The following is a 13,600-nucleotide window of genomic DNA, read 5'->3' on the forward strand; positions in this document are numbered from 1 at the left end:
GTCAGATCTCCTGTTTCTCTGCGTCAAGGGTGGCATCCGACTCCCGGGTTGCGGGGGTGTCGCCGACTGGGGATGATTCTACCTTCCCCTCACCCGGTGCTGCGGAAACTTCCTCCCCCGCGTCCGCAGAAAAGGTGTCTCCCGGCAGGGTGGGAAGAACGACGGTCCGGGAAAACTGGATTCCACCTTGATCATAAGCCGATTCACGGTGCTGATCGAGATCCACCCCGTTGAATTCAGCTTCCTTGCTGAGGCGCCAACCCAGGCTGAACTTCAGCGCCAGGGCGAGCACTGCGGTGAGTGAGGCGGTGAAGAGCATGGCCACCACCGCGATGAGGATCTGGACGAGGAAGAGCTTCAGTCCGGCGAAACCACCACCACTGAACCAGCCGATGTCAGTGGCCAGCAGGCCCACCCCGACAGTTCCCCAGAGACCAGCGACGAGGTGAACACCGACGACGTCGAGGGAATCATCGAAACCGAAGCGGTATTTCAGGCCCACGCCCAGGCAGGCCAGGCCACCACCGACGAGTCCGAGGAGCAGAGAGGTCATCGGGGTCAGAGCGCCTGCGGCCGGGGTGATGGTCACCAGACCGGCAACCACCCCGGAGGCCGCACCGAGGGAGGTGGGTTGGCCGTCGCGAAGCTTTTCCACCGCCAGCCAACCCAGCATGGCGGCGGCCGTCGCGGCGGTGGTGTTCAACCAGGCCAGGCCAGCCAGGCCATCAGCGGCAAAGGCGGAGCCGCCGTTGAATCCGAACCAGCCGAACCACAGCAGGGCGGCACCGAGCATGACCAGCGGCAGGTTATGGGGGCGGTGCGGGGTGTGCGGGAAGGTGCGGCGGCGGCCGATGATCAGGGCGAGTATCAGGGCTGCGGTGCCGGCGGAGATGTGGACCACGGTGCCCCCGGCGAAGTCGATGGGGGCGATGGTGGCCTCCCCGCCGGTGGTGCCAAAGAGCCAGGCGGCCAGGCTGTTTCCGCTGTGGGAGAGCAGTCCCCCACCCCAGACCATGTGGGCGAGCGGGAAATAGACCAGGGTGGCCCAGGCCCCGGAGAAGACCATCCAGGTGGAGAACTTCACCCGCTCCGCGAGGGCACCTGAGATCAGGGCCGTGGAGATCACGGCGAAGGTGAGCTGGAAGGCGATGTCGATGGTGTTGGCGTAGCCGGCGGAACCCATCAGATAGTTGCCCTCGGCATCAAGGATGGAGTCGCGCAGTCCGAAGAATTCCAGCGGATTGGCGAAGATCCCGGCCAGGGACTGGCTGCCATAGGACATGGACCAGCCCCAGAGGATGTACACCACGGTGACCACCCCGAGGGTGCTGAAGGACATCATCATCATGTTCAGGACGGATTTCTGCCGGGACATTCCCCCGTAGAACAGGGCCAGCGCCGGTGTCATCAACAGCACCAGGGCCGCGGAGATCAGCATCCAGCTGGCATTCCCCGAGGCCATCATGGTTTCTTCTGCACTCATGTTTTTCGCCTCCTTGAGTTGTCTCTTGAATTTCATGGTCCACTGACCCAGCTGGACTGAAATCTAACTATAGACCTATAGGTATAAATTCCGGTAGCTCTACAGGTATAAAAATTTCAAGGGGAAGCGGTCACCTTGAAAGGCAATGAAAAACCGCGGTGGCCCCAGGTAATCCTCCCCTGGGGCCACCGCGGGCCCTACCCCTGATCCAGGGGCATATTCGCTGACTTAACCCAGCAGCGCGTCCACGAAGCCTTCAACCTCGAAGGGTGCCAGGTGATCCGCACCCTCGCCCAGGCCGACCAACTTAACCGGGACACCCAGTTCCTCCTGCACCTGGAAGACGATGCCACCCTTGGCGGTCCCGTCCAGCTTGGTCAGCACCACGCCGGTGATGTCGACAACCTCACGGAAGGTACGGGCCTGGATCAGGCCATTTTGGCCGACGGTCGCATCCAGCACCAGCAGCACCTCATCCACGGCAGCCTTCTTCTCGACGACGCGCTTGACCTTGCCCAGCTGATCCATCAGACCCGTCGAGGTGTGGAGCCGGCCCGCGGTGTCAATGAGCACCACATCAGCCTGTTCCTCAATGCCTCGAGCGACGGTGTCGAAGGCGACGGAGGCGGGATCAGCACCCTCCGCACCCCGGACCGTCTTGGCGCCGACGCGGGAACCCCAGGTCTCAAGCTGATCCGCGGCCGCCGCACGGAAGGTGTCGGCCGCACCCAGCAGCACCTTATGTCCCATGGACACCAGGACCCGGGCCAGTTTGCCCGTGGTGGTGGTCTTGCCGGTGCCATTGACTCCGACGACCAGCACCACCGCGGGCTTACCCTCATAGGGCATCGCCTTGATGGAGCGGTCCAGCTCGGGGCGGGCTGCCTCGATCAGGGTTTCCCGCAGCATGGCGCGGGCCTCAGCCTCATTGGAGACACCACGTTCGGCGATCTTCTCCCGCAGGCTGTCCACCACCCGCATGGTTACCGTGGTACCCAGGTCAGCCATGATCAGGGTGTCCTCGATCTCCTCCCAGGCGTCCTCATCGAGGTCACCGGCGGTGAGGATACCCAGTACGCCCTGGCCGATGGCGTTCTGGGAACGGGAGAGGCGACTGCGCAGCTTGCCGATTCGGCCGGCAGCCGGCGCGATCTCATCTCGCGGCGTGGGGGCAGGTTCCGCCGGAGCATCCGGAACCGGGGTCTGCTCCAGTGCGGCCTCAACCCCCTCCGCGGTCACTGCCGCGGCGGCGGCAGCCTCCTCGGCTTCCTGCTTGACGACGACCGGCTCAGGCTGCGCGGGGGTCTCCACCGGCGCGGCTTCCACAGGCTCCTCGGCCGGGGTGTCAGTGGAAGTCTCGACCGGCACAATCACGGGGATGTCGCTGGGCGCTGCGGCAGCCCGGGGCTTCGTTTCCGCCGGAATCTCCGGTGCGGACTCCTCCACCACCTGGTAGGAGGCATTCTCGACAGGTGCCTCCGGGGCTGATTCCTCCACCACGTGGTAGGAATCATCCTTCGCCGCCGCTTCCGCTTCAGCCAGGTCACCGGCGACCGCTTCGGCCGTCAGTTCCTTTTCGGCAGGGGTATCAACAGGGGTTTCCGCCGGGGGTTTGACCTCCACCGGCTCGGTTTTCCGGGATGCTGCGTCCGGTGCGGTGGAAACGGCCGGGGCCACCTCGGTCTCGGCGTCTGCGCGTTCCTCCATGGCCCGGGTCTCAGCAGCCCGACCCTCAGTGGCTTCGGGAGTTTCGGAAGCCTGCGGGGCCACCGGCTTCTTCGGGGTCTCACTAACCTCCGGTGCCACCGGTTCCGGGCGCGGCTGGGCCGCCGCCTGGGCATCAGCCTGACTCACCGGCCGGGATCCGCTGGGCTTGAGGTTCTGGCCGGGCAGGACCTCGGGTTCCTTCTCGGGGGATTTAGCCGGGGCGAAGTTGAATCCACCGGCCGCCTGATAGTTACCGGACTTCTCCTGCTGGGTGAGCTCCTTGGGCTCATCCTCGGCCGGCTTCTCGAAGCTGACGGTTTTGGATTTGCGACGCTGCATGCCGAAGAGAATGAGCAGCAGGACGATCAGTAGGAGGACGACGACAATGCCGATTATCAGGACAGTGGTGTTCATGCCCTCCATAGTGGCACCCCGAGCGCGAATTCTCACGCTCAGGGTGCCTTTTTCCTGGCTTTAGGCGATGATTCCCGGATATTTCGCCGCCAGGACCATAGCCTCGGCGGAGATCAGGTCACCGGTGACCAGATCCGGAACCAGATCCGCCAGCTGAGCCCAGCCACGTGCCGCCTTGTCGAGGGTGCGTGATTTACCCATCAGCCCGTGGGCGTGCATACGCGCAGAGAGCGCGAACACCAGGGACACCACCGGGGCCAGGGCCCAGGCGTTGGAACGATCCTCGGTGTTGACACCGTCGAGCTTGTCGAAACGGATACGTGCCGCGGAGTAGAGGGAACGGTTGGCGCTGCGCAGGGCGCGCAGCAGGGAAACCGCCGGCTTGATCAGACCCTCACTGGTGAGCAACTCGATCAACTGCTCCCGCTTCTTGAAGGTCTCGAAGACGGCGAGCAGGCGGGGACTGTCAGCCATGATCGGGCCAGGCACGATGTCCGCGTTGGCGAAGAACATCTGCAGCAGGGTCTCCTGCTGGGACTTCTCCATCTGGGCGATCATCACGGTGGACTGGTCAATGCAGGCAGAGTCAAGGGTGGAGTCCCGACCGGTGCCCAGGGTGTTGATCAGCGTCTTGCCGGCGATCTTCTCCAGGCTGGCCAGGTGGGCCCGGACCGCGGCCTTGGCCTCCCGGGGATCACCGGCCTCGGATTCCGCTTCCAGGGCGACGAAGAGCTCCGGAAGCTGGCCGAGCATCTCCAAAGATCCGATCCAGGCAGCCCGGTGGGAGTCGGCGGCCCCCTCCCCCACAGCCGAGTCAACTGCGGCAACAGGTTCTGCCGCGGAGTCAGACCCCAGGACCGCTGCGGCGAGTTCCTCATCCGAATTCCCGGCGGGTTCTGCTGCTGCCCTGCCGAAGGTGATGTTGACCAGGCCGGAGGCGATGATCCGGCCGGGCTGCTTATCGGCGGGCACGAGGGAGGCGGAAAGCGCTGCCAGCGCGGCCTGCGGCTGGGCCTCCAGAACTGCCTGGATGCTGCCCCGGTTGACTATGCCTTCGCCACCGTCACTGTCCGCCCAGGCGGCGATATGGTCCCAGAGGACCGGCAAAACCTGTGGGTCGGAGGGCGGTACCTCGCTCTCCCCGGAGAGGAAGGCGGAGAGTTCCTGCAGTGCAGCTGATTGCTCGGCGAAGTGGCCGGGCTGCTCGGCACGCAGGGCCCCCACCCCGGGGTTGAGCGGGGGACGGAGGTTGGTGAAGGGGTCCGCGGTGTGCAGCTGAACCAGGAGGGGGCCGGCGTCGATAAGCGCCTCCGGCAGCGGGGTTTCCGGGCCTTCCAGCTCGATGGTGCGGGCGGCGGCCCAGGGGGCGGTCTCCGGCCAGGCCCAGGCGGCGAGCTGGCGGTCGGTGGCCAGGTCACTGAAGCTCAACTTGCCCTCGACCACCTCGACGGCGGAGGCGTGCGGGGTGTTGTTGATGGCGGCGAGGAAAACGGTGACCCGCTTATCGCTGCGCAGACAGGTCCACTCGAACTGCAGTCGGCCGGAGGGCAGCACCGCGGTGGACGCGGCGATGGCGGCCATCGGGGCTGTCCAGGTGATGCCACCGTCATGGCTCTCCAACTTGATGGAGCGTAGCGGGGAACCATGGTGGTTGATGATGGACACCCGCGGGTTGCCCATGTCACCGGTACCGCGGATACGCAGCTGGCCGGAGGGGTCGAACTGGCGCGGACCCAGCTCGAGTCGGGTGGTGCGCCACATCGGTGGGTAGCTGAGCAGCGGCACCTCGAAAGCCAGCCGCGGCGGGGTGAAACGCAGCGGCAGCTGATCCCCTTCCTCGGTGATGATGCTGAAATCGGCACCCGCCTCATCGGGGGCGACGGAAATGCGGCGAGGTTCCACCTCGAAGGGCTTTTCACCACGGCCGACGGTCAGCTGGGCCTCGCTGAGCCCACCCAGGGCGGGGATGCGCACCGAGTGGCACAGCCCGGCGATGTCGGTCTGGGTGTACATGCCCTCCACGATGGCGTAGCGGTGGCGGAAGGACTCGTTGCGGGGGCCACGCAGGCGGATCAGGTATTCACCGACCCAGGGCACCTCATAGGCCTCAGGGTCGAAGATATGAAAGACACCACCGGCGGCGGGCACTGCCAGCGGCTCCGGTTCGGCGACCTCTTCACCGGCCTCACCGATGCCGGAGTAAGCGGAGATGGACAGGTACCACATCTCCTCGGAACCGGACAGGGTCGGCGGGAACTCGGCGACCAGGGACTCCGGGTACACCTCCAGCCCGGCGGTGGAACGGATGTCCTTCAGCGCCGGGGCGGGGTGGTGGAAACGGACCCGCTGGCGGGGGTCGATGCTGCGCAGCTGGTGCATTGCCGAGGGTGACTGCCCGGGGCGCACCACCTGCAGGGAGGCGACCTGTGAGGTCTCGAGACGGCGGCAGATCCAGGAGTTCCAGCCCTCCACCTCGAAAGACTCGATGACGGGCACCTCATCACCGGTGACCACGTCGACCAGGGTGGCATCAGCCGGGGTGAGCACCAGCAGTTCAGCGTGGTGCAGGGAAACCTTGTCGCTGAGATTCTGGCCGTTGGCGGCGAAAATCAGGACCGGGTCCTCATTGTCGACCAGGGGCACCACCCAGGTGATGCCATTGGTCATGTCCTGGACGGTGGCTTCACGGGTCTGGTGCTCGACGGCCACATCCAGGGCGGCGGCATAGGTCGGCTCACCCCAGGGGCGGCCGGTGCGGAAGATGCGGGTGGTGCCCTCCAGGGAAACCCGCCAGGAAACCTCTCCCCCGTCGCCCTCCGTGCCGGGAGCGACGCGCTGCTCCGGCAGGCGGAGGCAGACCTTGCGACGACGGATATCCAGGATCAGGCGGGGGCGCAGCTCACGGGTGGCCACACCCACGGTGTGCTGGCGCCCCGGGGTGCCCACGGGACGTTCCCGCAGCTCCGCCTCAACAGACTCAGCGACCAGTTCCGGCAGAAACGGAACGAGGTGGGAGCGGTCCCGGTCCAGCCAGGAGGTGGGGTGGGTCGTCGAGAAGCGGCGTAGTTCCTGAACCCCGTCGAGCAGGCCGGCCAGGCGGGCCGGAGCCAGCATCGCCACGGCCGCGGTGAGCGGCAGGGCAGGCTGATCTTCCTCCTCGAGGTCCTCCTCGGCGATCAGCGCCAGGTAGCTGTCATCGACAAGAATCATGGTGACCGCCTCACCGCTGGTGTCGGGGGGCAGCTGGTCGAGCAGGCTGAGCAGGGTAGCCACCTCGGAGCTGGTGACACCGGCATGGAACGCCAGCAGATCTACCGGATCAGCCGGGCCGGGCACCTCCAGACCGGCCTTGGTCAGCAGTTCCGGCACCCGCACTGCCACGTCCTCGGTCCAGGAGGCCTGGGGCACCAGACCAAGCCCGACGAGGTACTCCTGGAAGAAGGCATCCCGATCTAGCATCCGGGAGGCCCGGGAGATGAGGCTGCAGACCGTCATCGCCGGGGTGATCTCGAGCAGGTCCGCCAGATTGGCCCCGGCGGAAACCTGCCGGCTGAGGAAGGTTCCGAAGAGGCGGTCAAGCCGCTCCAATTCATCGGTGTTGAAACCGGTTTCCGGGAAGTAAGGGTGCTCCGCCAGTCGCTGGGTCAGCTTGAGCTCGGTCTGGGAGGCCCAGCCGAGCAATGAGTCGGTCATGTCCGCAAATGGGGTGGTCACATCCACGCTTTCAGGTCCAGGTTCGACACCGCCGGAGTCCGGTCCCCCGTTTCTCCGGCAGCGATGGGTCAAGAGTTCCACTCTACTGGTCCGGTCCCCGATGCCGGGGAGCGCACCCATGATCACTGAACACAGTAGTGCCGATCAGGCTCTGATGTGACTTCAGGAGGTCCCCTGGGCCGCCCCAAACCCAGGAAGTTTCCTTCAGTGATATCAATTCACCGCCCCCAGGGGTCACCGCCCACCTCCCCGGGAAAAAGTGATTGAACCGACACGGATTGCTGGCTCAGGCGCGAAGGGCCGGCCAGCAGGAGGGCCCTGAGGGCATCCCACCCCGATATTCTTCAACTCAAAGATTTAAGGTTATGGGAAAACGGCCCCCTCAGTGGCGGGGAACAGGCAGGATGAAGACCATGGGATTCTTTAAGCGCATCTTCGGCAAGGGTTCGGAAACTGGTTCGGAAACTACTCAGGGACAGGAGACCACAGAACTGGAGCCCGGGAGCGGGGATGCTGGGGCCAACCCGGCGGGGCCGCGCGGATCCCGGACAGACCCGGAATGGTCCCCAGGTCAGGCCGTGGATGAGCACCTGGCCCGGATCTACCCCAAGAAGGGAAACCTGAAGGGTTGGGAAGCCGCCACGAACTGGCGGCAGGGTGGGCCGGACCGCCTGGACTTCGTCGCCCCCTACCGCCTCAGTGAACCCCAGCCACACTGGCACTATGTCGGCATCGGACTCACCGACACCCAGGGCGAGGTCTTCGAGGAGGGTCACTGCGGCTACGGTCTGGAACTGAGTTTCCGGTTGGCTGACCCAGCCGCCGCCGATCCCACGGCGAACCCACCCCAGTGGCCGGTGCAGCTGCTGCAACACCTGGCCCGGTATGTCGCGGACAAAAACACGCCCCTGCGTTCCGGTGACCACCTGAGCTACGGGGGCCCCTTCACCCCGGCCGGGGACCCCGCCAATCTCAGCGAACTCTTCTTCCTCGAGGATCCGGTGCTCGGCAGCATTGACACACCTGGCGGGAAAATCACCTTCATTCAGGTCATCGGGGCGACTGAACAGGACCGCGACGACGCCCACAGGTGGAACACCAGGGCACTGATCGCCGCCGGCCGTCCCCTGATCCCCCTGGGGTTGACCATCCCGGGCCGCCCCGATCTACGCTCCGACCTCCTCGTGGCGGAACAGATCACCGCCGGGCTGGAACGGGAGGGATCCGCCGCCGACTCCTTCTTCACCGAGCACCTGGAGATCCATCGCGAAGGTGCAGAACGGATCCTCATCGACACCGAATTGCGCATCATCCCGGAACTGCTCGGGGCACTGGACTACCGGATCCCCTTCGGACGGCACTTCCACATGATCAATCAGCAGCACCAGACCACCGGTTTCACCCTCTACCCGCCCGGGCATGAACACGCACCAGCAACCGATGAGGTCACTCTGCAGGGTGATTCCCGGCTGAATATCGCGCTCAGCGATGAGGTGGACACCGAACTGCGGCAGATTCTCCAGGCCGGGGAGGGGCTCTTCCCGATGAAAACACTCCCCATCACCTGGCGTTTCCGCTAGGAGCAGGCACGGTGCCCCGGTTCTTCTCCCCCTGCCCAGGGAACTACGACCCCCAAGGTATGGGGTTGTAGTTCGGGATTAAACCCCCGGCTCCCGGTTGTCCAGCACCCGCAGCAACGGCCCCCAGAGTTCGGCGAGCCGCCCAAACCAGGGCTGCGCCATCTGCCCCGACTCCAACCTGCCTTTCACCCCATTCAGACTTGACCACTCCACCGCGGCCACTTCAGCGGGATCCGGATCCAGTTCCGGGGGTGCCTCAACGGACTCGAAGGCCACCGCATAGAGGTCGATCAGGGCATCCTCCTCGGTGTAACGGCCTACCGCCACCAGGTCCGCTTCCGACACCCTCAATCCGGTCTCCTCCCGGAGTTCCCGAACTGCGCCCTCGGCACTGCTCTCCCCAGCAAGCACACTCCCACCGGGAAATTCCCAGGTCAACGGCATGTCTTTTGTGGGTGCACGTTTGCTGAGCAGCACCTTCCCATCCGCGCGGTGCACACAGATGGTGGACACCACATGGAAGACACCGGCCGGCCAGTCCTGTTCACCCCGGGAAATGACTTCACCCGTGGGGTTCCCGGCGGCATCGGTGAGATCCCAGTACTCAGCCCTCCACAAAGCCCCGTTCCCCCTTCGGCTCCAACCACTGCACAATGACCTTGTCCACCGTTCCGGGACGGTGGTGCTCCGCGGGCCGGGTCTCCAGGCGGCGCAACAATTCCTCCGCTGCCGCCCGGGGGCCTTCCGCGACGACGCAGACGCGGCCGTCGACAAGGTTTTTCGCCGAGCCTGCCAGGTCGAGTTCCATGGCCTGGCCCCGGGTCCACCAACGGAAACCCACCCCCTGAACATGCCCGTGCACCCAGGCGGTCATGCGCACCTGATCACTCACTGTCCATTGCCTCCTTATAGCGTCGGGTCGCCGGATCATCACCGGTCCAGCAGGCGACATTCCGCACCTCCGGCATCATGTCACGGTGGAAGACCGGGTCCAGGCCACGTTTCTTCTGCTGGTTGTAATTGCGCAGCAGCTTCACCGCGACATGCCCCAGCGGGATGATCGCGCAGAGGTTGATCACCACCATAATGCCCGCGAAGGTATCGCCCAAGGCCCACACCAGCGGCACCGAACTGATCGCACCGAGGAAAACACAGACCAGGACCACCACCCGGAAAATATTGAGAATGAGCTTCGAGCCAGTGAAATACTGGATATTGGCCTGGGCGAGATAGTAGTTGCCCAGTACCGAAGAAAACGCCAGGAAAAACATCACCACGGTGATGAAGTGGGTACCCCAGCCGCCGACCACGCTGGCCAGTGCCTCCTGGGTCAGCGAGGAGGACTGCACATCCCCGGTGGCATAATCCACCCCGGAAAGCAGGATGATGAAGGCGGTGATCGAGCAGACCAGCAGGGTGTCGAAATACACGCCCAGGGTCTGCACCAGGCCCTGTTTAACCGGGTGGGAGACGGTCGCGGTGGCCGCGGCATTCGGGACAGAACCCTCACCCGCCTCATTGGAGAAGAGCCCGCGGCGCATCCCGTTCATGAAGGCCAGCCAGAAGGCACCCCACACCGAGGCACCGGCCACCGGGCGGAAACCAAAGGCGCCGGCGATGATATCGCTGATCATGCCGGGGACCATCTCGAAGTTGATGACGATGACCACCACCCCGACGATGATGTAGGCACCCGCCATGAAAGGCACCATCCACTGGGTGACATTGGCGATGCGGTGCACCCCACCGAAGATCACCAACGCTGAAAGTGCCGCCATGATCAGGCCGACAATCGCCTTCGCCGTGGTGGAGGGGGTGCCGGTGGAGACGGTGATCGCCTCGACCACCGCATTGGACTGCAGGGCGTTATAGACGAAACCGAAGGTGATGGTGATCGCCACACCGAAGATGACCGCCAACCAGCGGGCATTGAGCCCCAGCGTCATGTAGTAGGCGGGGCCACCACGGTAGCCATCCCCGTCCCGGACCTTCCACAGCTGCGCCAGGGTGGACTCGATGAAGGAGGTGGCACCTCCGACCAGGGCGATGATCCACATCCAGAAGACGGCGCCGGGGCCGCCCAGGGTGATGGCCAGGGCGACACCGGCCACATTGGCGGTACCCACCCGGGAGGCTGCGGAGATGGTGAATGCCTTGAAGGCGGAGATGTCCTGACGCTTCTCGTCCCCCTCCTCCCGGGCGGGTCTTTCCACCACCGCCCGGAACATCTCAGGGATCATCCTGATCTGCACCAGCAGGGTGCGGCCACCGAAGTAGAGGCCGGCTGCCACGAGCAGGAAAGGCAGAACCATCCAGAGGTTGTCATTGATGATCTCGGTGACGAAGCTTTCGAGTGCGCCCATGCGCAGAATGTTACCCAGGACATATTCATTGTGGGAACACTTCCAGGCAAAAGCTACCGAAAAGACATACTCAAACTTTTTCAGAAATCAACTGCTGATGGTCCACCCGGTCACGTATCTCAGAGCACCTGACACTCCGGGCAGAAATGAGTGGAACGGTTGGTCCACATCACCCGGCGGATCGGGGTGCCGCAGCGCGGGCAGGGCTCTCCCTCCTGGCCGTAGACATTGAGGGAGCGGGAGAAATAACCGCTGGCCCCGTTGACGTTGACGTAGAGGGAGTCAAAGCTGGTGCCACCGGCGGCCAGGGCACGTTCCATCACAGCGCGGGACTCCACGAGCAGATTGAGGACATCACGCTGTCGCAGAGCGGAGGCGCGGCGCATCGGTTTCACCCGGGCCGCCCAGAGTGCCTCATCGGCGTAGATATTGCCGATACCGGACACCACGGTCTGATCCAGCAACACCCGCTTGATCTCGGAACGTTTAGTACGGATCTTCCGGGCGGTGGCCACCGGATCAAAACCCGCCTCCAGGGGATCCATCGCGACATGCGCCGCGGGCTCAGGGACACCCCCCGGAGTGGTTTCAGTGTGCAGCCAACGTCCAAAAGTACGCTGATCAACAAAGGCCAGCTCCAGCAGCTCCCCGGTGGGGGTGCGCAGCTCGGAACGGATCCGTAGGTGCGGTGAGGTCACCTTCCCGGGTTCGCCCACCAGCATCTGCCCACTCATCCCGAGGTGCACAAAAAGAGCCGTTCCCTCATGTCCGCCACCTTCAGCCGGCTGCTTATCGACGCCGCGGGTTTCCCCGCCCGCCACAGCATCCCCAGTATTCCCGGCATCCTCGGAATCCCAGGAATCGCCCAGGTTGAGCCAGAGGTATTTGCCCCGCCGTCCCACCCCGGTGATCACCGCGTTCTGGAGCAGTGCGGGCAGGGATCCCTCCTGGCCCCGGTTCGCCCGGGGGTGCAGGACCTCAGTGGCGGTGAACTCCGCCCCCAGCACATGTTCCGCCAGGCCACGGCGAACCACCTCGACCTCGGGAAGTTCCGGCATTTAAGAGATGCTTCCCCGGAGGGCCCGGTAGGCCAGACGTGCGGCCTCCTGCTCGGCGAGCTTCTTATTCTGCCCCACCCCGGTACCCAGGTCCTTTTCCCCGACAATCACCTTGGCGGTGAAGACTCGCTCATGATCGGGACCGACCGAGGTGGATTCATAGATCGGCATGGGAAACTTACGCTCCGCCAGACGCTCCTGGAGCATGGTCTTCCAGTCCTGGTGCACCCCGGTGGACGTGGCGTTATCGATCTTCTCCTTGAAAAGACGCAGCACCGCATCCCGGGCGGTCTCGAAACCATATTGGAGGTAGATGGCGCCGAGGATGGCCTCGGTGGTGTCTGCCAGGATGGACTCCTTGTTGCGTCCCTCAGTGACCAGCTCACCCCGACCCAGCAGGATATGCTCACCCAGGTTGATCTCCCGGGCAATATCAGCCAGACCATAGCGACTGACGATGGAGGCCCGCATCTTGGAGATATCGGACTCCGGGCGGGAGGGGTACTGGACATAGAGCTGGGTGGCCACCGAAAGCCCGAGCACGGCATCACCGAGGAATTCCAGGCGCTCATTATTGGGCAGATGGCCATTTTCATTGGCGAAGGAACGGTGCGTCAGGGAAAGTCGGAGCAGCTCATCGCTGAGCTCCACGCCGATATGTTCCCGCAGCGGGGTGTGATCTACCGCCTCATAGGCCGCCTCGAGGGCCTCAAAACCCGTGGGGCGGTTCTTCTTCCGGCTCACTTGAACTTCTCCAGTCCGGCCCAGCGCGGATCCACGCCGACCTTTTCCCCGGAGATCCCATCTGGTGCGGGCACATCTGCATCCTCGGGGCAGCCACCCCGGCAGACGGGGTTGAAGGGCAGGGAGAGTCCTGCCTCATCGATGACAGGCTGCAGCAGGTCGATATTGTCGCCCTGCACGCGCGGCAGCTCATCATTGTCACCGTCCTCATCGACCTCCCCGGTGATGAAGTCATCACTATCGGAGAAGACGGCACTGACCCGTAGGGTGTGCTCAGGGCTGAGTGGACGCAGGCAGCGGGCACACTCCCCCTGGAGGGTGGCGCTGATCTCGGCATCCACCATGATCCCTTCGCCGAGCGGGGTGAGGGTCGCATCGACGCGGACCTCCCCACCTTCGGGGATGGCGATCATCTCGGGACCGATACGGGTCGGGCTGGGGCCGGTCTGCGTGCGCTGTTCCGGCAGGCCACCCGCGCGAAGCAGGGTGAGCACATTAAAAATAAAAGGTGAAGTCATGACCATTGGGAGCCTACTC

10 protein-coding genes are annotated in these 13,600 nt (G+C 64.5%); 1 reads left to right on the forward strand and 9 read right to left on the reverse strand.

The genetic code is table 11. The annotated features are described in order from the left end of the window. Position 1: 1 nt before the first annotated feature. From COCCU_RS08955 to COCCU_RS08965, 3 genes are all read right to left on the reverse strand, one after another. Positions 2-1,483, reverse strand: coding sequence for an ammonium transporter (locus tag COCCU_RS08955; RefSeq protein WP_156231183.1), 1,482 nt, complete (start codon positions 1,481-1,483; stop codon positions 2-4). A gap of 228 nt (positions 1,484-1,711) precedes the next feature. Continuing rightward, positions 1,712-3,604, reverse strand: coding sequence for a signal recognition particle-docking protein FtsY (ftsY, locus tag COCCU_RS08960; protein WP_156231184.1), 1,893 nt, complete (start codon positions 3,602-3,604; stop codon positions 1,712-1,714). Between the two features lie 60 nt (positions 3,605-3,664). After that, positions 3,665-7,297, reverse strand: coding sequence for a hypothetical protein (locus COCCU_RS08965; RefSeq protein ID WP_156231185.1), 3,633 nt, complete (start codon positions 7,295-7,297; stop codon positions 3,665-3,667). 434 nt (positions 7,298-7,731) lie between these two features. Between COCCU_RS08965 and COCCU_RS08970 the strand changes: the two genes are divergently transcribed. Further along, positions 7,732-8,898, forward strand: a complete 1,167-nt coding sequence (locus COCCU_RS08970) for a suppressor of fused domain protein (protein ID WP_197088325.1) — start codon at positions 7,732-7,734, stop codon at positions 8,896-8,898. 78 nt (positions 8,899-8,976) lie between these two features. Here the strand turns inward: COCCU_RS08970 and COCCU_RS14695 are convergent, their stop codons facing one another. The 6 genes from COCCU_RS14695 to COCCU_RS09000 form a co-directional block, all read right to left on the reverse strand. Continuing rightward, positions 8,977-9,516: an NUDIX hydrolase gene (locus tag COCCU_RS14695; RefSeq protein ID WP_269434453.1), complete on the reverse strand. Its 540-nt coding sequence runs from the start codon at positions 9,514-9,516 to the stop codon at positions 8,977-8,979. Then, entirely contained in the window at positions 9,503-9,829 is a 327-nt protein-coding gene (locus COCCU_RS08980; RefSeq protein WP_407924136.1) for an acylphosphatase, read from the reverse strand. The genes COCCU_RS14695 and COCCU_RS08980 overlap by 14 nt, the downstream gene beginning before the upstream one ends. Beyond that, positions 9,783-11,261, reverse strand: a complete 1,479-nt coding sequence (locus COCCU_RS08985; protein ID WP_156231187.1) for an alanine/glycine:cation symporter family protein — start codon at positions 11,259-11,261, stop codon at positions 9,783-9,785. Before COCCU_RS08985 ends, COCCU_RS08980 begins: the two co-directional genes overlap by 47 nt. A 119-nt stretch (positions 11,262-11,380) precedes the next feature. Continuing rightward, positions 11,381-12,319, reverse strand: a complete 939-nt coding sequence (mutM, locus tag COCCU_RS08990; protein ID WP_156231188.1) for a bifunctional DNA-formamidopyrimidine glycosylase/DNA-(apurinic or apyrimidinic site) lyase — start codon at positions 12,317-12,319, stop codon at positions 11,381-11,383. Continuing rightward, positions 12,320-13,063: a ribonuclease III gene (gene rnc, locus COCCU_RS08995; protein ID WP_156231189.1), complete on the reverse strand. Its 744-nt coding sequence runs from the start codon at positions 13,061-13,063 to the stop codon at positions 12,320-12,322. After that, a complete protein-coding gene (locus COCCU_RS09000; protein WP_197088326.1) occupies positions 13,060-13,581 on the reverse strand; it encodes a YceD family protein in 522 nt (173 codons plus the stop codon). Before COCCU_RS09000 ends, rnc begins: the two co-directional genes overlap by 4 nt. Positions 13,582-13,600: the final 19 nt, after the last annotated feature.

Source organism: Corynebacterium occultum, from assembly GCF_009734425.1.
Lineage (GTDB): Bacteria > Actinomycetota > Actinomycetes > Mycobacteriales > Mycobacteriaceae > Corynebacterium > Corynebacterium occultum.